Raw genomic sequence first — 23,417 nt, 5'->3', positions numbered from 1 at the left:
ACTCCACTTCCTGGCCCGCGTCGTTGATTTTGTACCACTTGAATTCGGCAGACTTCAGGGTCTGACCCGTGGTCACAGCCTTATAAAGATATGGGCTGGAGGAATCGATTTCTTTGGTGAACAGGAATGGCGTGTGGATACGCGTCCCGGTCAGCTTGCCGGTATTGTTATCGGTCGGGATGTACAGGTTGTGTTCCTGAGCCACCACTTCGATGCTGCCTTCACGATCCTGTACGTCTACAGACCCTTTAATGTCCGCGCCGCCATCGTCTTTCAGCCAAAGATAAACAGGAATTGCCATGGAATTACTCTCCATTTAATTGTGATGCGCCATCATCCTGCGATGGCGCCGGGTGTTTGCCGGGTAGCTGACAGGCGTTCGCCTGCGGCACCAGACTGATTTCGACACGACGGTTGAGCGCACGCCCTTCCGGGGTGTCATTGGTTGCAACAGGACGGCTCTCGCCATAGCCCTGCACAGCAAAACAGCTTTCAGGTACGTCGCCGGTGTCTCGCATCCAGTTGCGCACTGCCTCGGCACGTTTCAGCGAGAGCATCTGGTTCAGTTGCGGATTTCCGGTGTTATCAGTGTGGCCAGATACGACAATCAGCCAGCCCGGCTTCGCTTTGATGCCCACCAGAGAATTCACCAGCATTTTGGTGGAACCCGCTTTGAGCACGAATTTTCCGGAGTCGAACAACGACATGCTGTCGAGACGCACAATTTTCGGTACCGGTTTGGGTTTCGGCTGTGGTTCAGGAGGCGGTGGCACATACGAGCGGATCGCTTCCAGCACCGGCATCCGGAGACGTTCGCCCTGATAAAGCCCCAGGCCCAGCCGGGCCGGTACGCCGTTACGCGCCAGATCATCCAGCAGCACCGCATCCGCGCGCAGGATCGCAACCGCGCTGGCTTTTTGGTCATAGTTATCCATAGAGATGCTGTCGTAACGGGCAATATCGAAGCTCACGCGATGCAGTAGCTGGCGATTGTTCCAGCCGCTACTCAGCAGCGCGGCGATCGCCGCCAGGGTGAAAAGACTCAGGACGCAGCGCCAGGTGCGGGCTTGTGATGTGAGTCCGCTCCCTTCCGGTAGCAGCGGCAGGATAAAATCCGGGAACGGGGAAATAACCGTACTGTCCGTTCCCACTGGCTGCCAGCCCGTCACCCGCTGCATCGCAGTGTGACGAGAAAGCCATGCCGTCCAGACCGATGTGGCCAGACTGCCGGCCAGGATCGGTCCCATACCCCACAGCACCGCAACAGGTGCAATGACAGGAACATCGGGGTTTTCATCCATAAAGACAGCTTTGACGTGCTTATGGAACCAGCCCATCAGGCTGTTCATGAGTACTTGCTGTTGCATCGCAGGCGAACCACCCGTGGTGACCCACGCAGCGATTGAGCTCGGCGCTGAAGACTCACGCCAGACCCTCATCCCCTCTCCGGCGATAGCCGCCTGCCAGAGCATGTCATTCGTCATTGCGCTACCAACCTGGCCATTCAGAACCAGCGGCACAGAATGACCCGTTTCCTTACGCAGCTGGCTGATTTGCCAGCGCAGGGCCAGCAGGCGGCTGGTAAGGCACTCGCTGTCGGCGTGTTTCTGTGGACAGACACTGACCATCACCGACAGCTGGCGCCCCCAGTCAGGTCGCAGCCACAGCACCTGCCGGGCGACCTGCTCAAGATCCTGATGATCTTCAACGCGGATCCAGCACCCTTGTGTGACGGTGAGCACCGGAGACGACTGCGGCCAGGTCAGAGGTAGATCGCCACAAACCAACACCACGGGTTGACGGTAAGTGGCTTCAGGAAGGTCATCCAGATGTAAGGTGACGTCAGGTTCAGCACGACGGCTGGCGATATACCAGAACGCGATGATAAGGCCGATCATCGCCAGCATAACGAGCACCGAAACCAGTCGGGATACTGGCAGAAAACCCAGGCAGACCACAGCACTCAGCAGGGCAGCCCACAGCGCAATCCCGCGCTGTTGTGCAGGACTCATTTTACGACTCCCGGCAACAAGGACTGCAGCAATTGATCGAGCCAATGATCCAGCCCCCACCAGAGCGCAGCAAGAACCACCACGCTAAGGCCAATACGCATGGACCATGATTCAAGCCACCCTCCCATTCCCCGCCCGACACGGCTCTCTGCCAGCACAGGATGCGTCTGCGGATAGCTAAACGGCGCCACCCGTTCATTCAGGGCTGTGACGAGCTTCTGACGTTCCGGATCGTTTAGCGAGCGGAAGTTCCCCAGAAAACCCAGCATCATGACTCGCTGGAAGCAGGTCAGCACGGCGCAGTCTGGTGCTGGCTCACGCAGCACATCGCGCATCTTGTCGCACAGGGTGTCACCCGCATCCATCGTGCCAAGAAAATGCCCCTGCAGCGGTATGTCATACCACTGCACACAGGCATCGTCCTCCACACCACGACCTTTTACCGCCTCATCAAGCAATGCACATTGAGCGGAGAGGATATGCTGACAACTGGTCTCATCCAGCTCACTGGCTTTCAGTTCACGCTGAACGCGCTCCACATCCGCGATACAGCGCTCCCACAGAGCCCGCCCTTCTCCCTCCAGAAACTGCGGACCATGGCGAAGGCTGATAACCTGAAGCCAGGTATCCTGCAGCAAAGCATCTATATCCACCGGCACGGCAGTGCCATGTTTACGTTCATTCATGTTCGCAGTACCGCAAAGAGTTCAAGTTCAGGCTCGCCAAGCATGCCCGGGACGTAAAACATGCATGTTCCGCTCTGGAGCATTTCTGTCGCCAGAGGATGGGAAAGATCGAGACTGAAATACTGGTTTTCCAGGCGCAATGGAATGGCGGCTGGCACATGGCGCAGTGGGGTTAACGGTACGCCCACACGTGAAGAGTTGACGATCCCCCGCACATGGTCAGGACTGCCCACCTTACACTGGCGCGGAAACTGTTCCTGCAGTTGGGCAACCGGTATCGGTGAACGCACGGAAAGATAGTAATCAGCCCCTTCACGCAGACGTGGGTCATGCAGACGCGCCTGCCAGAAGTGCAGCCGTGGGTCATAGTCGAGTGACAGGGCCACCACGCGGGACGGCAGGCTGGCTTCAAGCAGATCGCCAAGCAAATCAAACAGCGGTGGAAATACCGCATTGAGTTGCTCGTGCTGCCAGACAGGTATGGCGCTCACCTGATGCTCCAGAGAGAAGGTCAGCAGGCTCCCGGCCAGGCGAGAAAGTTCCGGATACAGACGTTCCGGCGGGCTTTGCAGGTTACGCTGGAACTGACCAAGCACGGGCTCGGCACTGTTCAGCGCGTTGAGCAGCCAGAACAGAGATACATCCGCCACGGCGAAATCAGCCATGCGCTCATTGCTTTCACGACGCATTGCCATCAGACGGCAGAGGCGAACTCGCAGCTGGGTCAACAGCTGTTCCAGTTGAGTCACCAGCCAGCGGCTGCCCTGGATCGTCAACAGAGGAGGGAGAAACGTCTCATCTAATTGCCATGAACCCTGTGAATCTTGCTGCAGTCGGGCGACAGGGCAAGTCAGATAATCGCTGTTATTCTGATGATCAAAACGCAGCGTCAGCTCCGGCTGCATCACCGCAATCTGACGGGTATCCTCACCAAATGCATTGCGAACATCCCGCCAGCTCTGGCGATATCGCACCGGACGCTCAGCGACTTCATCAGGCTTTAAACAGTTGCCGCCGTTCGCCCGCAGCAGCGGAAGCGCCAGCACCACCGTCACCTCCTGCGATTCACTCTCAAGCGACAGCACCGGCGGCAGAGGATCAGCATTGTCGGTATCAATCAGCGTGCCGTCCTGGAAACGGACGTGCAGATGCCGGGCCTGAATACGCCCTAGTTTGAGAGATTCCGGTTCAAAGATGGCATCAATGACCCCCCACGGGCACGAAAGACCCAGTCGGGCAATACATTCGGCAGACCAGGCCGCATACGCGACCTGTTGCTGAAAATGCTGAGGAGAGACCAGAATGCCCCTGCCCCATAACGGTTGTTCCGTTTTCATCAGCTTCCTGCCTGTTTTACGATTTCGCCTTCGGCATCTGGGAAACCAGTGACAGGTTGACGTCCATGCCTTCGACCTGGAAGTGAGGGATCGCGTACAGCTTCACGCGGAAGAAGCCCGGGTTGTCTTCAATATCTTCGACAACCACTTTCGCATCACGCAGCGGGTGAGACGCCTGCAGTTCATCGCCCGGATCGGTCATTTCAGTGACCAGACTGCGAACCCAGGTATTCAGCTCCAGTTCAAGCAGACGGCGATCCTTCGTGGTACCGATGTTTTCGCGCTGAATCAGCTTCAGGTAATGGGCGATACGCGACAGCAGGAAGATATACGGCAGACGCGCGTTGATGCGGCTGTTAGCCGTTGCATCTGCGGTGTCATACAGCGCCGGTTTCTGGCTTGAGTTAGCCGAGAAGAAGCAGGCATAGTCGCGGTTTTTGTAGTAGGACAAAGGAATGAAGCCCAGATTCGCAAACTCAAATTCGCGGGTTTCGGGGATCATGACCTCGCTCGGGATTTTTACCTGATTGCCGGTACCGAGATCGTAAAGATGGATAGGCAGGTCCTGAACCGCACCACCGGCCTGCGGACCCCGAATCTGTACGCACCAGCCATTATTGATAAAGCTACGCACCATGTTGGAAGCAAAGGCAAACGAGGCATTCGTCCACAGGTATTTGTCGTGATCCGGACCTTTGACCTCTTCGACATAATTGAAGCTGCGAACGGGAACGGTATCTGGCCCGTACGGTAAACGTCCCAGTACGCGCGGCATGACCAGGCCGATATAGCGAGCGTCGTCGGTATCGCGGAAAGATTTCCACTTGATGTACTCTGCGCGGTCAAAATAGTTACCGATATCTTTAATCGCAGCGACGTCTTCCATGGACTCTTTAAGGAAGAATTTTGGACCTGCAGAGCCGATAAACGGCATGTGCGCAGCAGCGGAGACTTTAGAGATGTTGCGCAGCAACGCGACATCCTGCGCTGAAGCATCGAACTCGTATGCGGAAATCAGTGCCGCAATTGGCTCGCCGCCTGGGGTGTCATATTCATCAATATAGGTGTGTTTATACAGACCACTCTGGATGATTTCCGGGCTGTCTTCGAAGTCCTGACGCAGGTCTTCTTTAGACATACTCAGCAACTCAATTTTCACGTTCTGGCGAAAATCTGTTTTATCAATCAGCGACTTCACTCCGCGCCACAGACCTTCAACTGCCTGAAACTCCTCATGGTGCATTACCGCGTCCAGCTGACGGCTGATCTGGTAATCGAGTTCAGCAATGTGGTGATCAATCAGGCTTTTATCCAGTTTTTCGACTTTCGCACCGGCTTTGGTCAGACATTCCAGGAAGACCTGCATACCTGCCGTCAGACGTTCATCAGCGGTCGCATCCGACATCGCCTGCGCGTCCTGCCAGATATCCAGGGCGCTCAATTCAGAGACGGGACTTAAGTTGATTTTCTCAAACAGGGAGGCGTAAACCCCACCCGCAGCAGGACGTTCCAGCACCATGCTTTCACCGCCAGCAATATTATTTTGTACAGACATGAGCATTCCTTGATTAATCCGTTAAAACATCGTGATGGTTAAGCTTTTTTGGGTGCCAGTGCGGATAATTCATTGCGCAATTCAGCGCTAAGCGACTGGTCAAGAACGATTTTTTCCAGCTCTTTTCGGAAAGTCTGGTTATCCAACAGGTTGGCCTTAAGATCGCGGAGTAAGTTGCGCATCGCCAGCATCGCCTTCAGCTGTGGTATCTGGGCAGCCACCTGCTCTGGCGTGAAATCTTTCATGCTCTGGAAAGTCAGCTCAATATTGTCCTCACCACCATCATCTGACAGGGTGTTTTTGACGCTCAGATTAACTTTTGGGGAATATTCGGAAAGAACACTGTCGAAATTATTTTTGGTGATGTTAACTTTTTCACGCTCAGATATTGGCGCAGCATCCTGACCATTACTGAAATCACCGGCAACAAGCAGTTTTAAGGGTAATTCCATTTTCTTGCTTGCTCCGCCAGTATGCAGGTCAAGCTTCAGGTTAATACGTGCCTTAGGCACTTCATTCTGAAAACTGTCAGACATTTGATCATCCCTCTTTGTTTTGCGATGCAAACTTCACGGTATCGTTCTTGATGCGCAATATTAGAACAATGATCGACCGCAAATCAAATACACAGATCATTTATCCGCAATTAGAAAATTCTTAAGAATTTTCCTCTAAGATATTATTGCAACTTATCAGACCAACCCAGAAAAAGAAGCTACTCTTTTTCTGTAAAACAAATATTTGTATCGTAAAAGAGGTTGCAGCCAGTCAGATGCTAAAAAAACAATATTGTTTTGATTTGCATCACAGCACTATATCAAAAACACAGGAGAGAACTGCTTTAGACTCGATAAAAGGAAAGATGAATAAATTATGGACTCAGGCACTCCATTCATTGGATGAATAATAAATAAGAACTTTCACAAAGAAAATTCTTATTTATTAAACGAAGAGGTAAAAAAAATATGAATACGGAATCTGCCACAAAAAAATAGCGCTTTTAATCCTTCCTCTCTCGAAGAGGCTTCATGCCCGACTCAGGTGGAAGGTGTTCTCATGACTGACTGCCTATAAAAACTGTAAAATCAACCACCTCCTTGACTGCCGCTTTTTTAATCAAAAACGAGTAATAGCACATAACGTATAACGGTGCTACATTACGCCGCCCACCCAAATCAGCAGTGGTCAGGCAACGCCGTAAAGTTCGGTAAAGCCTGAAACCATCACCTTGAAGAACGGTCTTAATGGCACGTCGTATCGCACACGCTGCGCTACCTTTACAGGCTTCACATAGGTTTTACTATCTTGTCTCAATCCAAATTTGAACGTGCGTTTTTACACCCGCGTTACTGGTTTACATGGTTTGGTCTTGGCGTACTCTGGCTGCTGGTGCAACTTCCCTATCCTGTGCTGCGTTTGCTGGGGTCGAAACTGGGCAGCGCCTCTCGCTATTTCCTGAAACGTCGCGAAGCCATCGCGCGCAAAAACATCGAGCTTTGCTTTCCTCAGTACAATGCTGAAGAGCGCGAAAAATTGATCTCTGAAAACTTTAAATCTATCGGTATGGCGCTGCTCGAAACCGGTATGGCCTGGTTCTGGTCGGATGAACGCGTCCGCAAGTGGTTTGATGTCGAAGGGCTGGACAACCTTAAACGCGCGCAGTTGCAAAACCGCGGTGTGATGGTTGTGGGCGTTCACTTTATGTCGCTTGAGTTGGGTGGCCGGGTGATGGGTCTTTGCCAGCCAATGATGGCGACCTACAGACCGCACAATAGCCCGGTAATGGAGTGGGTACAGACGCGCGGCCGCATGCGTTCCAATAAAGCGATGATCAGCCGTAATAATCTGCGTGGAATGGTCGGTGCCCTGAAGAAAGGTGAAGCCGTCTGGTTTGCCCCTGACCAGGATTATGGACGTAAAGGCAGCAGCTTTGCCCCCTTCTTTGCCGTTAAAGACGTGGCGACAACCAACGGTACCTTTGTGATTTCGCGGTTGTCAGGCGCCGCCATGCTGACCGTGACGATGGTGAGAAAAGCGGATAAATCAGGCTATCGTCTGCACATCTCTCCTGAAATGGCTAACTATCCTGAAAACGAATGCGAAGCCGCAGCGTTTATCAACAAGGTCATCGAAACTGAAATCATGCGCGCGCCAGAGCAATATCTCTGGATGCATCGCCGTTTCAAAACGCGCCCACTTGGCGAAGCCTCGCTCTATATTTAAGTCCCGCGTGACGGTTAGTTTCGATAAGAAACTAACCTTTTCAATCACCTGTAATAACCCCGTGTAACGGTTTTTCGTCACGTCGCTCAAAGTGAATTTATTGCCTTGCGAAATCAAACTGTCGCCGTTCCACGACACCCGTAAGTATCGGAAATTATTTAAAAAAATCTCTCTTGTCACCCCTCATTTTTAGGCGTACATTAGCGCCGTCTGGCTACAGGAAAGCACAGAATTCTGAGCTGGAGTCGGCGGCATAGCGGGAAAATTCTCATTTCCGTTTTGGCCGGATTTCAGTTCTCTATACTCAGTTGGACTCTGTTTTTAAATGCGTACCACAAGATACGCGGAGCGATGAAACGTGAAATATTTCTTTATGGGCATTTCGGTGATCGTTTTAGTCTGGGCCGGAACCTTTGCCCTGATGATCTAGTGAAGAACATGCAGTCAAAAAGACAGGAGCCATAGGCTCCTGTCTTTTTATGTCATGATGATGCGGGGTGTTCGGAGACGCTCTTTGTTGAGAGCAGGCCATCGGCCCGGAACATACTCTTGATGCCCCTCACCGCCTGACGAATACGGTCGCTATTTTCGATTAAAGCAAAGCGCACGTGGGTGTCACCGTAATCACCAAAGCCAATGCCCGGCGAAACACACACCTTCGCGTCCTGCAGCAGTTTTTTAGCAAACTCAAGCGATCCCATTGCCGCATACGGCTCCGGAATTTTCGCCCAGACGTACATGGACGCTTTCGGCATTTCCACCATCCAGCCCGCTTCATGTAACCCTTTTACCAGCACGTCGCGGCGGCGTTTATACTGGGCTGCAATGTCGTGAACGCATTGCTGATCGCCTTCAAGCGCCGCAATAGCTGCAACCTGTAGTGGCGTAAAGGTGCCGTAATCGTGATAGCTCTTGATTCGCGCCAGCGCACTCACCAGCGTTTTGTTACCCACCATAAAACCAATACGCCAGCCCGCCATGTTGTAGCTTTTCGACAGGGTAAAGAATTCGACCGCCACGTCACGCGCCCCCGGCACCTGCATGATTGAAGGCGCTTTCCAGCCGTCATAGACGATATCCGCATACGCTAAATCATGTACCACCAGCACGTCATAACGCTTCGCCAGGGCCACAACCTTCTCAAAGAAATCGAGTTCCACGCACTGCGCCGTCGGGTTAGACGGGAAACCCAGGATCATCATCTTGGGTTTCGGATAGCTTTCGCGAATTGCGCGCTCCAGCTCGTTGAAGAAATCGACGCCTTCCACCAGCGGTACAGAACGTACCTGCGCCCCGGCTATCACCGCGCCGTAAATATGGATTGGGTAACTCGGATTGGGAACCAGTACCGTATCACCGTGATCCAGCGTGGCCAGCATCAGGTGCGCCAGCCCCTCTTTCGAGCCGATGGTCACAATGGCTTCACTTTCAGGATCGATATCAACCTGATAACGATCCTGATACCAGCGCGAGATCGCGCGGCGTAATCTGGGAATACCGCGCGAGGTTGAGTAGCCGTGCGTATCCGGACGCTGGGCAACCGTGCAGAGCTTCTCAACGATATGCGGTGGCGTGGGGCCGTCAGGGTTGCCCATGCTGAAATCAATGATGTCTTCGCCGCGCCGACGCGCAGCCATTTTCAGTTCAGCGGTGATATTGAAAACATAAGGGGGGAGACGATCGATACGCGTAAAACGGCGTTCAGGACTGAATTCAGCCATAGATTCCTCAGATTAACGTTAGCGCCCGGACCGTCCGAGCGACGCTGCCACTGATGTGACATGCTTAGAAAATAACCTGAAAAAAATCACGCTGTCGAGAGGGAAATGAAAAAAAAGAGAACCCCATGAAAACCGGAACACGGGTACGCCTTAAAGCGGAAGGAGGGGGACTCATATCGGCTTTCCGTTATCTATTGTTTAACACAATGATATCAAAACAGTTACCGGACGATGCGACAGCAGGAAAAGATCGGGAGGTATCAATCCTCATTCGATAATCCCCTTTCTAAAACAGGGTTTTTCCTCATTTGATAAACCTGACGGATAGCTGGTCAATATGCCCCAGGTTTTTTATCATGGTTCTTTCCCGTTTTCCCAGGTCTGCTCGTGCACGAAATATTCACTATGCTGCTGGCGGTTTTTGATCGCGCAGCATTAATGCTGATTTGCCTGTTCTTCCTTATTCGCATTCGCCTGTTTCGCGAGCTGTTGCATAAATCTGCTCACTCGCCGAAAGAACTGCTGGCCGTCACCGCTATCTTTTCGCTCTTTGCGCTGTTCAGCACCTGGTCCGGCGTGCCGGTAGAGGGCTCGCTGGTTAACGTGCGGATTATCGCCGTCATGTCTGGCGGAATTTTGTTTGGTCCGTGGGTAGGTGTCATCACCGGCGTGATTGCCGGAACCCATCGCTACCTGATTGATATCGGCGGCGTCACGGCGGTGCCGTGCTTTATCACCAGCATTATCGCCGGGGTACTATCCGGCTGGATCAGCCGTAAAATCCCGAAAAAGCAGCGCTGGCGCGCCGGGATCCTCGCAGGCATGGTGTGCGAAACGCTGACCATGATCCTGGTTGTCGTCTGGGCTCCCACGACCGCGCTGGGGCTGGATATCGTCTCGAAAATCGGTATCCCTATGATTCTGGGTAGCGTGTGCATCGGTTTTATCGTGCTGCTGGTGCAGAGTGTGGAAGGGGAAAAAGAGGCCAGTGCCGCTCGCCAGGCCAAGCTGGCGCTGGATATCGCCAACAAAACGCTGCCGCTTTTCCGCCACGTTAACGCGGAGTCGCTGCGTCAAGTCTGCGAGATTATTCGCCACGACATTCACGCGGATGCCGTCGCTATCACCAATATTGACCACGTGCTGGCTTACGTCGGCGTTGGCGAGCACAACTACCGCGACAATGATGACACGATAAGCCCGACCACCAGACAAGCGATTAACTACGGTAAAATCATTATTAAAAACAATGATGAAGCCCACCGAACGCCGGAGATCCACTCTATGCTGGTGATCCCGCTTTGGGAGAAAGGCGTGGTGACGGGCACGCTGAAAATTTATTACTGTCACGCGCATCAGATCACCTCAACGCTGCAGGAGATGGCGATAGGTCTGTCGCAGATCATCTCCACGCAGCTTGAGGTCTCCCGGGCGGAACAGTTACGCGAGATGGCAAATAAGGCAGAGCTGCGCGCGCTGCAGAGCAAAATCAATCCCCATTTCCTGTTTAACGCGTTAAACGCCATCTCCTCTTCGATTCGTTTGAATCCGGACACCGCGCGCCAGCTGATTTTCAACCTGTCGCGTTATCTGCGCTACAACATTGAGTTGAAGGATGACGAGCAGATCGACATCAAAAAAGAGCTGTATCAGATTAAAGACTACATCGCGATCGAGCAGGCGCGCTTTGGCGACAAACTGACGGTCATTTACGATATTGATGAAGAGGTCAACTGCGTGATCCCGAGCCTGCTGATCCAGCCGCTGGTCGAAAACGCCATTGTTCACGGTATTCAGCCCTGTAAAGGCAAAGGTGTGGTCACCATTAGCATCACCGAAAGCGGCAACCGGGTGCGTATCGCCGTGCGCGATACCGGCCACGGGATTGACCCAAAAGTCATCGAGCGTGTGGAGTCTAATGAGATGCCGGGGAATAAAATCGGGCTGCTGAATGTGCATCACAGGGTCAAGCTGCTCTACGGCGATGGGCTGCATATTCACCGTCTTGAACCCGGCACTGAAATCGCTTTTTACGTCCCGAATGAACGCTCCCCTGTTCATGCGACGGCATCACTGTTACCTCAGGGTGAGTAATATGAAAGTCATTATCGTTGAAGATGAAATTCTGGCTCAACAGGAGCTCACCTGGCTCATCAAAACCCACAGTCAGATGGAGATTGTGGGTACCTTTGACGATGGGCTGGACGTGCTGAAATTTCTGCAGCATAACCGGGTTGACGCCATTTTTCTGGATATTAATATTCCTTCGCTGGACGGCGTCTTGCTGGCGCAAAACATCAATCAGTTTGCCCACAAGCCGTTTATTGTGTTCGTTACCGCCTGGAAAGAGCATGCCGTTGAGGCCTTCGAACTGGAGGCGTTTGACTATATTCTGAAACCTTACCAGGAGTCGCGGATTGTCAGCATGCTGCAAAAGCTGGAGGCCGCATGGCAGCAACAGAGCGCTCCGGTCACCGCCAGCCCGACGGTACGGGAAAACGACACCATTAATCTGGTCAAGGATGAACGCATCATCGTGACGCCAGTGAATGATATCTACTACGCCGAAGCGCATGAAAAGATGACGTTTGTCTATACGCGGCGGGAATCGTTTGTCATGGCGATGAACATTACCGAATTCTGCGGCAAGCTGCCGTCGGCCCACTTTTTCCGCTGCCACCGTTCGTTCTGCGTGAATTTAAATAAGATCCGCGAGATCGAGCCGTGGTTTAACAATACCTATATTTTGCGTCTCAAGGATCTGGATTTTCAGGTGCCGGTGAGCCGCAGCAAGGTGAAAGAGTTCCGTCAGTTGATGCACCTGTAAAACGCCCTCTCCCGGCGGAGAGGGCTCTGTGTCAGAGGATTTGCCCGAGAACCTGACGCAGATGGGCACCCGAACCCAGCAGGCCAGGGTTATCATGCACGATAAGATAAACAGGAATATCCTGCACGTAGCTTCTGAAGCGTCCTTTATCTTCAAACCCACCGCGGAAACCTGAAGCTTTAAAGAAGTCGAGGAAGCGCGGTACGATCCCGCCCGCAATATAGACCCCACCAAAGGTGCCAAGCGTCAGCGCCAGGTTGCCGCCGAAACGTCCCATGATCACGCAGAACAGCGACAGAGCACGGCGGCAGTCGATGCAGCTGTCCGCCAGCGCTCGTTCGGTGACGTCTTTCGGCTGCAGGTTTTCCGGCAGACGACCGTCCGATTTCACAATTGCGCGGTACAGGTTCACCAGCCCGGGTCCAGACAGGACGCGCTCGGCAGAGACGTGACCGATCTCAGCACGTAACTCTTCGAGAATAATGCCCTCTTCTTCGCTGTTTGGCGCAAAGTCTACATGACCGCCCTCACCCGGCAGGCTTACCCAGCGCCGATCAACATGCACCAGATGCGAAACGCCCAGGCCGGTACCGGCACCGTAAACCGCAATCGGCTTTCCCTCGACCGGTTCAGCGCCGCCGAACTGGATCAGATGCTCTGGCTTGAGCATCGGGATCGCCATAGACACGGCGGTGAAGTCATTGATGATTTCCAGATGCGCAAAACCGAGGTTCTTTTTCATCTCTGCAATAGAGAATGCCCAGGTATGGTTGGTCATGGCGACCCAGTCGCCAGTTATCGGGCAGGCGATGGCAATGCAGCCATCCTCGACGCTCACCTGATGTTCATCCAGATAGACGCGGACAACGGCCTCAAGGCTGGGATAATCCAGCCCCGAGTAGGTTTTCGCCCGGGAAATTTCACCGCTACTTACATCGCATAATGCGAGGCGTGCGTTCGTGCCGCCCACATCACCTACCAAAGCATACTTTGTCATTCTTCTACTGCTCCGCTAAAGTCAGAATAAATCTTTGGGACACTGTAAATTCAAGGCGTGATAACAACAACGACTGGAAGGTGAATGCCCATGGATTATCGATCTTCGTCACAGAATAACTTTACCGTTTCAGCACCTTTTGCACTATTGCCATAAAGCTGATTGTGCAGAGTAACGTTATACCGTTTTGTACAAGGAAATCATCATGCTCCACCCGCGAGCCAGAACCATGCTGTTGCTGGCAATTCCGGCGCTCATCATTGGCGTGGCGTCAAGCCTGGTACTCATTGTCGTGATGAAAGTCGCGTCGGTGCTGCAAGCCCTGCTATGGACGGCGCTTCCGGCGAAACTGGGGATCACCGCTGATTCTTCAGCGTGGATCATTTTGATGCTGACGTTAACCGGTATTGCGGTAGGCCTGGTGATCCGATTCAGTCCCGGCCACGCCGGACCGGACCCGGCGCTGGAGCCGCTGATTGGCGCCCCGGTTCCGCCCTCTGCGCTGCCGGGGTTGATCATCGCGTTAATTGTGGGCCTGGCGGGCGGCGTCAGCCTCGGACCCGAGCATCCCATTATGGCGGTGAATATTGGTCTGGCGGTGTTCCTGGGCTCACGCATTTTACCGCGCGTGGGTGCGCTGGACTGGACGATCCTCGCCTCCGCAGGCACCATCGGGGCGCTTTTCGGCACGCCCGTCGCTGCCGCGCTGATTTTTTCACAGACGCTTACCAGCAACAATGATGTCCCGCTCTGGGACAAACTGTTTGCTCCCCTGATGGCCGCGGCGGCGGGCGCGCTAACAACCAGTCTGTTTTTCCATCCCCACTTCTCCCTCTCTCTGCCCCACTACGGAGAGATGCGAATAGCGGATATTTTCAGCGGTGCCATCGTCGTTGCAATTGCCATCGCGCTGGGGATGGTCGCGGTATGGTGTCTGCCGCGCCTGCACCGGCTGGTGCATAAACTCAAGCATCCGGTGTTGATTCTGGGCACAGGGGGATTGATCCTCGGTATTTTAGGCACCATCGGCGGGACGGTGACGCTGTTTAAAGGCCTGGACGAGATGCAGCAGCTGGCATTCAGTCAGGTATTTAGCGTTTCCGACTATCTGCTGTTTGCCGTCATCAAACTGGCGGCGCTGGTCGTCGCGGCTGCGTGCGGTTTCCGCGGTGGACGCATTTTCCCGGCAGTCTTTGTCGGCGTGGCGCTGGGGCTGATGTTGCACGAACATGTGGATGCGGTTCCGGCGGCAATTACCGTCTCCTGCTCGATTCTGGGTCTGGTTCTGGTGGTGACGCGTGACGCATGGCTGAGCCTGTTTATGGCGGCGGTTGTGGTGCCGGATTCGACGCTGTTCCCGCTGCTCTGCATCGTGATGTTGCCCGCCTGGCTCCTGCTGGCGGGCAAACCGATGATGATGGCCTGGCGAAACGATAAGTAATCAGGCGCTGTTGCGCGCTTCCAGCGCTTTGGTGAGCGCGCTCAGCAGCGGCGGTATGTCGGATTTCGGCAGCATGACCTCGATCAGCGAAAGCCGCTCGTGGTGCGCCACTTTTTCCAGCACATCCACCAGCTCACCTGCCTCACTCACCTGCCAGCACTCGGCCTGAGGCGCGAGACTCAGCGCCTGTGGAAGGTGCGTCCAGTTCCAGAGCGCAATATCGTTATACCGTTGCTCCGGTCCATGGATGGCCCTTTCGACCGTGTACCCTTCGTTGTTCAGCACCAGAATGATCGGACGTTGTTTATCACGCAACATCGACCCGAGCTCCTGAATAGTCAGCTGCGCCGCGCCATCCCCCGTCAGCACTATCACACGCCGGTTCGGGCAAGCCGTTTGTGCGCCAAACGCTGCGGCCAGCGTGTAGCCGATCGACCCCCACAGCGGCTGGACGATAAAATTCACGTCAGCCGGAAGGCGCAGGTCAATGGCGCCGAAGGCCGACGTTCCCTGATCGGCAAGGATGATGTCTCCTGGGCGAATAAACGTTTGCAACGTTTTCCAGAAATTCTCCTGGGTCAGCGCGCCCTCCGGCTGAGGGAAGCTCATTGCGCGATGGGAAGCTGGCGCAGGTTTATCATGCACATGCTGTTTGCACAGTTCCACCAGCGTTTCGATTGCCTGAAGCATCGGGATGCCGGTAAACCAGACGTCACCGACGCGGGCAGCGTGAGGCTGAACTTCTATCGTTTGGGCCGGGGTTAGCTGATGGGTGAAACCGGCGGTGAGGGTATCGGTAAAACGGGTGCCGATGCACAGTACCGTATCCGCCCCTTCAATCGCCTCTTTTACCGGGCCGGCGCTTGCCGAGCCGCTGTATGTGCCGTAAAAACCGGCATGACGTTCGTCGAATATCCCTTTACCCATTAGCATCGTGGCGTGCGCCATCGGCACGTCCTTCACCCACTTCTGTAGCGCATGCTTGTGTCCATGGCGCAGAACAAGGAAATCAGCTAACAGCGCGGTGCGCTTGCTGGTTGCCAGTTTATTTTCCGCAGCATCCCGAAACGCTTTCAGGCAGGCACTGTCGGCATGGGCATGGTGAAGTGTGAGAGCGTTTACAGGAGGCGTGGCGGCTTTTTTTGCCACGTCGGCAGGTAACATCAAATAGCCGGGGCGACGTTCCCGAAGCATGGTGGTCAGAACCCGGTCGATTTCATAGCAGGCGTTTTGTTCGGTCAGGATCGCCTGAGCGACGGTAATCGGCTCGCTCATATGATAAAAATGGCGGAACTCCCCATCACCCAGCGTATGGTGCAGCAGTTCCCCTCGTTGCTGTGACGCCGTCCCCGGCGCCCCGACAATATGCAATACCGGAACGTGCTCGGCATAGCTTCCCGCGATGCCATTCATGGCACTTAACTCGCCTACACCGAATGTTGTGAGCAGCGCGGCGAAGCCCTTACAGCGGGCATATCCGTCAGCAGCATATGATGCGTTTAATTCGTTGGCACATCCCACCCAACAGATGTCGGGGCTGTCTATTACATGGTCGAGAAACTGCAGGTTATAGTCGCCCGGCACGCCAAACAGATGATCGGCTCCACAATCAGTAAGACGGTCCAGCAGGTAATCGGCGACGCAGTATGGGGTACGCATGAACAGGTATCCTTCTAATGTTGACCTCACTTTGAGTATTAGAGAAGCGTGATGGCTGTCCAGAATCAGCGGCAAGAAGGTTATGGAAAGAATGCTTTACAAAAAAGGCTGCGCTATGCTGCTTTTTTTCACGTTAATGTAAACGCATACACTGATTTTTCTCATCTGCGCACGAGGTCATAAAATGGGTTATCAGCCGGATAAAAATCGTTACCAGACAATGCAGTATCGTCGCTGCGGTCAAAGCGGGCTCAGGTTGCCCGTCATATCGCTGGGTCTGTGGCATAACTTTGGGGACGCCACGCGTCTCGAAAACAGCCGTCAACTTTTACAGCGCGCCTTCGACCTGGGTATTACGCATTTCGACCTTGCCAATAACTATGGTCCTCCACCGGGGTCGGCCGAGCGTAATTTTGGGCGTATTTTGCAGGAGGATTTTCTGCCCTGGCGCGACGAGCTGATTATCTCGACGAAAGCGGGATATACCATGTGGGACGGCCCCTACGGCGACTGGGGATCGCGCAAATATCTGCTGGCAAGCCTGGATCAAAGCCTGAAACGCATGGGGCTGGAGTATGTCGATATCTTCTATCATCACCGTCCTGACCCGGAAACCCCGCTGACTGAAACCATGAAAGCGCTTGACCATCTGGTGCGCCAGGGAAAAGCGCTGTATGTCGGGTTATCCAACTATCCTGCAGAGCTGGCGCGAAAAGCGATTGATATCCTGAATGACCTTGGCACGCCCTGCCTGATCCACCAGCCGAAATACTCCATGTTTGAACGAGGACCGGAAGGGGGTTTACTGGCCGTGCTGCAGGAAAAAGGCGTCGGCTGTATTCCCTTCTCGCCGCTGGCGGGAGGACAGCTCACCAACCGATATCTGAACGGTATTCCCGCAGACTCCCGTGCGGCAAGTGGCAGTCAGTTCCTCAACCCGGATCAGATCACCGAAGAGAAGCTGGAAAAAGTGCGTAAGCTCAATGTCCTGGCGGAAGGCCGCGGCCAGAAGCTATCGCAGATGGCGCTGGCCTGGGTGTTGCGCCATGACGACGTGACGTCGGTGCTGATTGGGGCAAGTCAAGCGGCTCAAATTGATGACGCCGTTGGCATGCTGGAAAACCGCCATTTCTCCGCGGAAGAGCTGAACCTTATTGAAGAAATCCTGACCAGCTCAAAATAAAACCACTTTTAGCAAAAAGTGCTCTGAACCTGGAATTCGGAGTTGAGGCGATGAAACGAGGCTTTACCAACTCGTAATATTGCGTTAACAGGCCCCACAAAGGCCCCGATCGTGAAGGAGAAAGAGTATGTTCAGGTCACTGATTCTTGCAGCGGTATTACTGGCTTCCGCCCCGCTGATCGCCACTGCGGGCGAAATCACCCTGTTGCCATCAGTAAAACTACAAATTGGCGATCGTGACGACTACGGCAGATACTGGGACGGCGGCTACTGGCGCGACCGTGATTACTGGCATCGTCACTATGAGTGGCGCGGAGACCGCTGGTGGAAACACGATAACGGCAGACACCGCGGCTGGTATAAAGATAATGCCTATGAACGCGGCTATCGCGAAGGCTGGAACGATCGTGACGACCGCCGCGGTGGCTGGGGTCACGGCCCAAAAGGACACGGTGGTCACGGCCACGGTCGTCATTAATGTAAAAAGGAGCCTTTCGGCTCCTTTCTCTTTTATAACCCCAGCGCTGTGCCAATCAACAGCCATAAATTTAGCGCCACCACTACTACCACAATCGCCCAACCTGTCCGTTTCACCAGCGTCGAGTTAACCAGATCGCCCATCAGGGCTGGATTGCTGGTAAAAATCAGCAGAGGAACCAGCGCCAGTGCGATACCAAAACTCAGCAGCACCTGACTCATCACCAGAATTCGCGTGGGATCAAGCCCCATCAGAATTACAACAAATGACGGCAGCATGGTGACGGAACGACGAACCCACAGGGGAATATGGAAGCGCACAAATCCCTGCATCACCACTTGCCCTGCCAGAGTGCCCACCACCGTGGAAGAGAGACCGGCAGCCACCAGGCTCAAACCAAAAATCGTGGCAGCAGCATGGCTCAGTAACGGCTCCAGCGTGAGATACGCCTGGTCGAGATCGGCAATACCGGTATGACCGTTAAAGTGAAAAGCGGCGGCTGCGGTGGCCATCATCGCCAGGTTCACAAAACCCGCGATGGTCATGGCAATCGCCACATCCCATTTGGTTGCCGAATAACGTTCTTTACGCGTCCCACCGTGAAGATGCTGGGTCAGCGAAGAGTGCAGATAAATGACATGCGGCATAATGGTCGCCCCAAGCACCCCGGCAGCCAGGAACACGGCTTCCGACGTTGGCAGGCTGGGGATCACCATGCCTTTACCAAGCTGTACCAAATTTGGCTGGGAGAATATCAGCTCGACAATATAGGCCGCCGCGACAAACAGCAGCAGACCACCAATCACCTTTTCAAGCGGCTTTTGCCCCCGACGCTGTAACATCAGGATCAGGAAAGTGGCAATCCCGGTCAGGACCGCCCCTTGCAATAGCGATACGCCCAGAATCAGCTTAAAGCCGATCGCCGCACCGATAAATTCAGCGAGATCGGTTGCCATGGCGATGATTTCAGCCTGCACCCAGTAGAGCCAGACGGCCGGACGTGGGTAGTGGTCGCGGATCTGTTCTGCCAGGTTTTTGCCCGTAGCAATCCCCAGTTTTGCTGAGAGCATTTGAATCAGCATCGCCATCAGGTTCGCCCAGACGACCACCCACAGCAACTTATAGCCAAAGCTGGCCCCGGCCTGAATATTGGTCGCAAAATTACCCGGATCGATATAGCCGATGGCAGCAATGAACGCAGGTCCCATTAATGCGAACCGCAGCTTGCGCGCCGCTCTGCCACTGCTACCCTCTACGCGACTGTTAGTCATTATCTGCCTCTGGAAATATAGCCTTTGCTATGTTTAATGCTATCAAAATGAGAATGATTATCAAGATCACTTAAGTGGTTTAACATGATTTCTCTGATAGCTAAGAACGATAGATGGGCAGGTGGTGCGACTTCACAGAATGTGAAAATGCGCAGTCATTTGTGAAGCGTAGCACACAAACTTAACTTTTCACTCATTTACCTAACATAACGAAAATGTATTGTGGATCACTATTTTTGAGACTCGTCACAGGATGTAACTATAGTGTGTCCTTGATCTCGTTTTCTTTTCGCTTGTTGCATAGAATGTGCACGAAAATTAAACCTGCCTCATATTTGGAGCAAATATGGACCGCGTCCTTCATTTTGTCCTGGCACTTGTTGTCGTTACTGCACTCGCATTGCTGGTCAGCACAGACCGCAAAAAAATTCGTATTCGTTATGTTGTCCAGTTGCTGGTCATTGAAGTTTTACTTGCGTGGTTCTTCCTGAACTCCAACGTAGGTCTCGGCTTCGTAAAAGGCTTCTCCGAAATGTTCGAAAAACTGCTCGGATTCGCCAACGAAGGGACCAACTTTGTCTTCGGTAAAATGAACGACGAAGGTCTGGCGTTCTTCTTCCTGAAGGTGCTGTGCCCAATCGTCTTCATCTCCGCGCTCATCGGTATTCTGCAGCACATCCGTGTTCTGCCGTTCGTGATTCGTGGAATTGGTTTCCTGTTATCCAAAGTCAACGGCATGGGCAAGCTGGAGTCTTTCAACGCCGTCAGTTCCCTGATCCTCGGTCAGTCTGAGAACTTCATCGCGTATAAAGATATTCTCGGCAAAATGTCGCGTAACCGCATGTACACCATGGCGGCAACCGCAATGTCTACCGTTTCCATGTCTATCGTGGGCGCGTATATGACCATGCTGGAGCCAAAATATGTTGTCGCTGCGCTGGTTCTGAACATGTTCAGCACCTTTATCGTGCTGTCGCTGATCAACCCATACCGCGTTGACGCCAGCGAAGAGAATATCCAGATGTCCAACCTGCACGAAGGCCAGAGCTTCTTCGAAATGCTGGGCGAGTACATTCTGGCCGGTTTCAAAGTGGCGGTTATCGTTGCCGCCATGCTGATCGGCTTCATTGCGCTGATCTCTGCGCTGAACGCCCTGTTCGCCGCGGTGCTGGGTATCTCCTTCCAGGGTATTCTGGGCTACATCTTCTATCCTGTTGCCTGGGTGATGGGTGTTCCGGCTCACGAAGCGCTGCAGGTGGGCAGTATCATGGCAACCAAACTGGTTTCTAACGAATTCGTTGCGATGATGGATCTGCAGAAAATTGCCAGCACGCTTTCTCCGCGCGCGGAAGGCATCCTGTCCGTGTTCCTGGTCTCCTTCGCGAACTTCTCATCCATCGGTATTATCGCCGGGGCGATTAAAGGCCTGAACGAAGAACAGGGTAACGTGGTTTCACGCTTTGGCCTGAAACTGGTGTACGGCTCCACTCTGGTGAGCGTTCTTTCCGCGTCCATCGCAGCGCTGGTCCTGTAACGTTTACTGCAAAACAAAAAACCGGGAGCAAGCTCCCGGTTTTTTTATGCCCGAATTTCTTCCAGCGGTTTGGGTTTACCTATCAGGTAGCCCTGCAGGTAATCCACGCCGAAGCGAAGCAACATCTCCCGCTGTGCGGGTGTTTCGACATACTCCGCCACCACACATAGCGATTTCGTCTTCGCCAGATTACACATCGACTGGACGATCATCGCATCCATGTCATCAGTACAAATGTCTTTAACAAAGCAGCCGTCAATTTTGATGATATCCGCCTGCAGACGTCTGAGACGCTCGTAGTTGGCGTACCCCGTACCAAAATCATCAATAGCAATCCGGAATCCACAATCCCGCAGTTGCTGAATATTATTGATGCTGCAACCTGAATTGGAGAAAGCCTGCTCTTCGGTGATCTCAATGACCACGGTTTGAGGGGCAACGCCGTACCGTTCAAACAGCGCACAAATCTCGGTCGCTACCTCTTTTTGCATCAGCGTGAGCGGCATCAGATTGACGGAGAAACGGGCCCCAGGCTGCGTCGCAGGATGATCGCGCAGCCACAGCAGTAATTTTTCCATAACGCACATATCAAACCGGTGGCTAAGGTTGAACTGAGCAATCAGCGGAATAAAGCGATCAGGGGTGATGATTTCGCCCTCGCTCTCCATACGCGTCAGAATTTCGTAGTAACCGCTACCGTCTGCCTTCTGGATCGGTTGCGCGTATAAATGGAACTGACCCGCCTCCAGGGCATGCTTAATCCGCCCTAACATCAGGACGCGCTCTGTTGTTTGTCCTGATGCAGCCTCCAGGCTATTCGTCAGCGCAAGTACGTTCTGTCCTGCACAAGATTGCTCAGCCAGCCAGCTTAGTTGCCCCAGCGTGTGATGCAATTTTTCACCGTTTTCGACCATCCCCCAGGAGGCACCAAACTCAATATCCAGCCCGGTGTTGTTCCAGAAAATTTTCCGGCTGTTCAACCGATCAACCATATGCTGGAGACGCTCAGCAATTTCCGGCCCCAGCAAGACCACCACCAGCTCGCTTCCGGGCAACTGGAAGAGCATCTCGTCCTTTTGCAGAAGGGGCTGCAGCGACGAGGCGATCGTGCGTTTGCAGTGGACCCGCATCAGGATCCCGTAATGGCGGCTCAAAAATTCCAGGTTATCCATGCGCAGAATGCACACTTTGGCATCCTGGTGAATCTCAAGATACTCCTCCAGCGCACGGATATTGGGCAAACCGGTCAGCGGATCGGTCAGCGCTCTGCCCTGCCATCCCCGCTTCAGCCACTCGCTACGCTGGTAAATCCGCGACATGTAAAGCAAGCAGATGGCAAACGAGATCAGCACGGACAGGATAAAGGAGAGTGAATGGCCCGACTCCACACCATTCAGGAAGTTATAGTTGTAGGTCAACAGCAGAAGGGCTGAAGCAGCCCAAAGCAGAGAGATAAGTGCATAGGTCAGGCGACTTATCGCTAAGGTAAAGAGAATAAAAATCAGCGGCATTAAATAGCCCGCTATAACAGGGGATTCAAAAGGGCCACATAAAACAGCGAGAATGAAGCCTAGAAGCATGAGCCAGACAAATATAAACAATGAATTCTTATGGAAAAAAATGGGCTTCACGCTTCGTCGCCAGAAGGTAATGGCATAACGAGGATTAATTATCATTCTTAACGGGTAATAGAACATCATGGTAAAAATCAGCGCCGCGCCTATCAGACTTTGAATATCCACGACGTTATAAATTACCGTCCCTTCACCGAAGAAGGTGGAGATAGTTACCGGGAAATCAAACAAATAGCCCGCTAAATACATCGACATTTTAATGCCGAGTGGCACAATAAAACCGAGCCAGAATATCCGTAATCCAATGTGCTTGTTAGGAATGCAGTAGCGCCAGCGCCTGCCTAGCATGAGGCGCAACAAGCCGCACGCCGCGAACAACGCAAAGGTCTGACAAAACAGCAATACTGAATATTGTAGCGGTGCTAAATTAATATAGAATAAATTAGTGACAGTAAAACCTAACAGAATGGGAAGAATTGCCCGACGACCAAATAACAGAATTACCGCCAGCATAACGCTCAGGGGTAACCACGCTAAATAAACGTCGTGACCATTCACAATCGCGCGCGGGGAGAGATAACGGGAGAAAGGAACCGCGATCAGGCATATCGCCAGGGCAATTATAAATATCTTTACATTATTGTACGTTTTTCTATTCATTAAGCTGATGCGATTATTATCCGTTCATATCATTGACCGGATGGATAATAGGTTTATTAATTGTGCGAATCAAGTTGAAGTCTATTTATGGACAGGTTTATTGATTTCGATTGAGGTCAGGTACAGGAATACCTTCTTTTTGATAACAAAATGCGGTGGTGAACGTTACAAACAGATAAAAAAAACCCTCGTCTTTTGACGAGGGTTTAAAATTTTGGTGGAGCTAAGCGGGATCGAACCGCTGACCTCTTGCATGCCA

General features: G+C 53.1%; 18 protein-coding genes and 1 pseudogene. 8 read left to right on the top strand and 11 right to left on the bottom strand.

Annotation, left to right across the window (positions count from 1 at the left end):
- The 6 genes and pseudogenes from hcp to tssB all read right to left on the bottom strand — a co-directional run.
- Positions 1 to 301: pseudogene (hcp, locus tag L977_RS09695) on the bottom strand (type VI secretion system effector Hcp); the annotation flags it as partial.
- 4 nt (positions 302 to 305) lie between these two features.
- Positions 306 to 2,012 carry an OmpA family protein gene (locus tag L977_RS09690; protein WP_047625652.1) on the bottom strand — a complete coding sequence of 569 codons (1,707 nt, stop codon included), beginning with the start codon at positions 2,010 to 2,012 and terminating at the stop codon, positions 306 to 308.
- Entirely contained in the window at positions 2,009 to 2,698 is a 690-nt protein-coding gene (gene tssL, locus L977_RS09685; protein WP_047027331.1) for a type VI secretion system protein TssL, short form, read from the bottom strand. The genes L977_RS09690 and tssL overlap by 4 nt, the downstream gene beginning before the upstream one ends.
- The gene (tssK, locus tag L977_RS09680; protein WP_196297559.1) at positions 2,695 to 4,038 is read right to left on the bottom strand and encodes a type VI secretion system baseplate subunit TssK; all 1,344 of its coding nucleotides are present in this window, start codon (positions 4,036 to 4,038) and stop codon (positions 2,695 to 2,697) included. Before tssK ends, tssL begins: the two co-directional genes overlap by 4 nt.
- A gap of 13 nt (positions 4,039 to 4,051) precedes the next feature.
- Positions 4,052 to 5,596 (bottom strand): type VI secretion system contractile sheath large subunit, encoded by a 1,545-nt coding sequence (gene tssC, locus L977_RS09675; RefSeq protein ID WP_014884713.1) that lies wholly within the window; start codon positions 5,594 to 5,596, stop codon positions 4,052 to 4,054.
- 32 nt (positions 5,597 to 5,628) lie between these two features.
- A complete protein-coding gene (tssB, locus tag L977_RS09670; RefSeq protein ID WP_014884714.1) occupies positions 5,629 to 6,126 on the bottom strand; it encodes a type VI secretion system contractile sheath small subunit in 498 nt (165 codons plus the stop codon).
- 766 nt (positions 6,127 to 6,892) lie between these two features.
- Between tssB and lpxP the strand changes: the two genes are divergently transcribed.
- Positions 6,893 to 7,813, top strand: coding sequence for a kdo(2)-lipid IV(A) palmitoleoyltransferase (gene lpxP / locus L977_RS09665; RefSeq protein WP_087529900.1), 921 nt, complete (start codon positions 6,893 to 6,895; stop codon positions 7,811 to 7,813).
- Positions 7,814 to 8,171: 358 nt separating this feature from the next.
- Positions 8,172 to 8,243 carry a membrane protein YpdK gene (gene ypdK, locus L977_RS24475; protein ID WP_099458937.1) on the top strand — a complete coding sequence of 24 codons (72 nt, stop codon included), beginning with the start codon at positions 8,172 to 8,174 and terminating at the stop codon, positions 8,241 to 8,243.
- Between the two features lie 52 nt (positions 8,244 to 8,295).
- On the opposite strand, the gene alaC is transcribed toward ypdK, so the two are convergent.
- A complete protein-coding gene (alaC, locus tag L977_RS09660) occupies positions 8,296 to 9,534 on the bottom strand; it encodes an alanine transaminase (RefSeq protein WP_014884716.1) in 1,239 nt (412 codons plus the stop codon).
- 387 nt (positions 9,535 to 9,921) lie between these two features.
- Here alaC and L977_RS09655 point away from each other — a divergent pair, with 387 nt between their 5' ends.
- Together L977_RS09655 and L977_RS09650 are read left to right on the top strand one after the other, a co-directional pair.
- On the top strand, positions 9,922 to 11,628 hold the full coding sequence (locus tag L977_RS09655) for a sensor histidine kinase (RefSeq protein ID WP_014884717.1): 1,707 nt from the start codon (positions 9,922 to 9,924) through the stop codon (positions 11,626 to 11,628).
- A 1-nt stretch (position 11,629) separates the two neighbouring features.
- Positions 11,630 to 12,361, top strand: coding sequence for a LytR/AlgR family response regulator transcription factor (locus tag L977_RS09650; protein ID WP_023338608.1), 732 nt, complete (start codon positions 11,630 to 11,632; stop codon positions 12,359 to 12,361).
- 31 nt (positions 12,362 to 12,392) lie between these two features.
- On the opposite strand, the gene glk is transcribed toward L977_RS09650, so the two are convergent.
- A complete protein-coding gene (gene glk / locus L977_RS09645; protein WP_014884719.1) occupies positions 12,393 to 13,358 on the bottom strand; it encodes a glucokinase in 966 nt (321 codons plus the stop codon).
- Between the two features lie 205 nt (positions 13,359 to 13,563).
- Between glk and L977_RS09640 the strand changes: the two genes are divergently transcribed.
- Complete coding sequence (locus tag L977_RS09640) at positions 13,564 to 14,799, top strand: ion channel protein (protein ID WP_014884720.1); 1,236 nt, start codon at positions 13,564 to 13,566, stop codon at positions 14,797 to 14,799.
- Here L977_RS09640 and ipdC read toward each other — a convergent pair whose 3' ends face one another.
- The gene (gene ipdC, locus L977_RS09635; RefSeq protein ID WP_014884721.1) at positions 14,800 to 16,458 is read right to left on the bottom strand and encodes an indolepyruvate decarboxylase; all 1,659 of its coding nucleotides are present in this window, start codon (positions 16,456 to 16,458) and stop codon (positions 14,800 to 14,802) included.
- 184 nt (positions 16,459 to 16,642) lie between these two features.
- Between ipdC and mgrA the strand changes: the two genes are divergently transcribed.
- Both mgrA and L977_RS09625 read left to right on the top strand, forming a co-directional pair.
- Positions 16,643 to 17,641, top strand: a complete 999-nt coding sequence (mgrA, locus tag L977_RS09630; protein ID WP_047625651.1) for an L-glyceraldehyde 3-phosphate reductase — start codon at positions 16,643 to 16,645, stop codon at positions 17,639 to 17,641.
- A gap of 127 nt (positions 17,642 to 17,768) precedes the next feature.
- The gene (locus L977_RS09625; RefSeq protein ID WP_023331027.1) at positions 17,769 to 18,119 is read left to right on the top strand and encodes a DUF2502 domain-containing protein; all 351 of its coding nucleotides are present in this window, start codon (positions 17,769 to 17,771) and stop codon (positions 18,117 to 18,119) included.
- Between the two features lie 32 nt (positions 18,120 to 18,151).
- Here the strand turns inward: L977_RS09625 and L977_RS09620 are convergent, their stop codons facing one another.
- Positions 18,152 to 19,390 carry an Nramp family divalent metal transporter gene (locus L977_RS09620; RefSeq protein ID WP_014884724.1) on the bottom strand — a complete coding sequence of 413 codons (1,239 nt, stop codon included), beginning with the start codon at positions 19,388 to 19,390 and terminating at the stop codon, positions 18,152 to 18,154.
- Positions 19,391 to 19,736: 346 nt separating this feature from the next.
- Here L977_RS09620 and L977_RS09615 point away from each other — a divergent pair, with 346 nt between their 5' ends.
- On the top strand, positions 19,737 to 20,924 hold the full coding sequence (locus L977_RS09615; RefSeq protein WP_014884725.1) for a NupC/NupG family nucleoside CNT transporter: 1,188 nt from the start codon (positions 19,737 to 19,739) through the stop codon (positions 20,922 to 20,924).
- Between the two features lie 44 nt (positions 20,925 to 20,968).
- Here L977_RS09615 and L977_RS09610 read toward each other — a convergent pair whose 3' ends face one another.
- Positions 20,969 to 23,158, bottom strand: a complete 2,190-nt coding sequence (locus tag L977_RS09610; protein ID WP_047625650.1) for a sensor domain-containing phosphodiesterase — start codon at positions 23,156 to 23,158, stop codon at positions 20,969 to 20,971.
- Between the last annotated feature and the right edge of the window lie 259 nt (positions 23,159 to 23,417).

Source organism: Enterobacter sp. ZOR0014, assembly GCF_000798855.1.
Taxonomy (GTDB): Bacteria; Pseudomonadota; Gammaproteobacteria; order Enterobacterales; family Enterobacteriaceae; genus Enterobacter; species Enterobacter kobei.
This window is presented reverse-complemented; position numbering and strand designations above follow the sequence as displayed.

Coding starts and splice junctions, on each gene's coding strand:
- L977_RS09690 (WP_047625652.1), bottom strand. CDS start 2,012: ATGAGTCCTGCACAACAGCGCGGGATTGCGCTGTGGGCTGCCCTGCTG.
- tssL (WP_047027331.1), bottom strand. CDS start 2,698: ATGAATGAACGTAAACATGGCACTGCCGTGCCGGTGGATATAGATGCT.
- tssC (WP_014884713.1), bottom strand. CDS start 5,596: ATGCTCATGTCTGTACAAAATAATATTGCTGGCGGTGAAAGCATGGTG.
- tssB (WP_014884714.1), bottom strand. CDS start 6,126: ATGTCTGACAGTTTTCAGAATGAAGTGCCTAAGGCACGTATTAACCTG.
- alaC (WP_014884716.1), bottom strand. CDS start 9,534: ATGGCTGAATTCAGTCCTGAACGCCGTTTTACGCGTATCGATCGTCTC.
- L977_RS09650 (WP_023338608.1), top strand. CDS start 11,630: ATGAAAGTCATTATCGTTGAAGATGAAATTCTGGCTCAACAGGAGCTC.
- glk (WP_014884719.1), bottom strand. CDS start 13,358: ATGACAAAGTATGCTTTGGTAGGTGATGTGGGCGGCACGAACGCACGC.
- L977_RS09640 (WP_014884720.1), top strand. CDS start 13,564: ATGCTCCACCCGCGAGCCAGAACCATGCTGTTGCTGGCAATTCCGGCG.
- ipdC (WP_014884721.1), bottom strand. CDS start 16,458: ATGCGTACCCCATACTGCGTCGCCGATTACCTGCTGGACCGTCTTACT.
- mgrA (WP_047625651.1), top strand. CDS start 16,643: ATGGGTTATCAGCCGGATAAAAATCGTTACCAGACAATGCAGTATCGT.
- L977_RS09625 (WP_023331027.1), top strand. CDS start 17,769: ATGTTCAGGTCACTGATTCTTGCAGCGGTATTACTGGCTTCCGCCCCG.
- L977_RS09620 (WP_014884724.1), bottom strand. CDS start 19,390: ATGACTAACAGTCGCGTAGAGGGTAGCAGTGGCAGAGCGGCGCGCAAG.
- L977_RS09615 (WP_014884725.1), top strand. CDS start 19,737: ATGGACCGCGTCCTTCATTTTGTCCTGGCACTTGTTGTCGTTACTGCA.
- L977_RS09610 (WP_047625650.1), bottom strand. CDS start 23,158: ATGAATAGAAAAACGTACAATAATGTAAAGATATTTATAATTGCCCTG.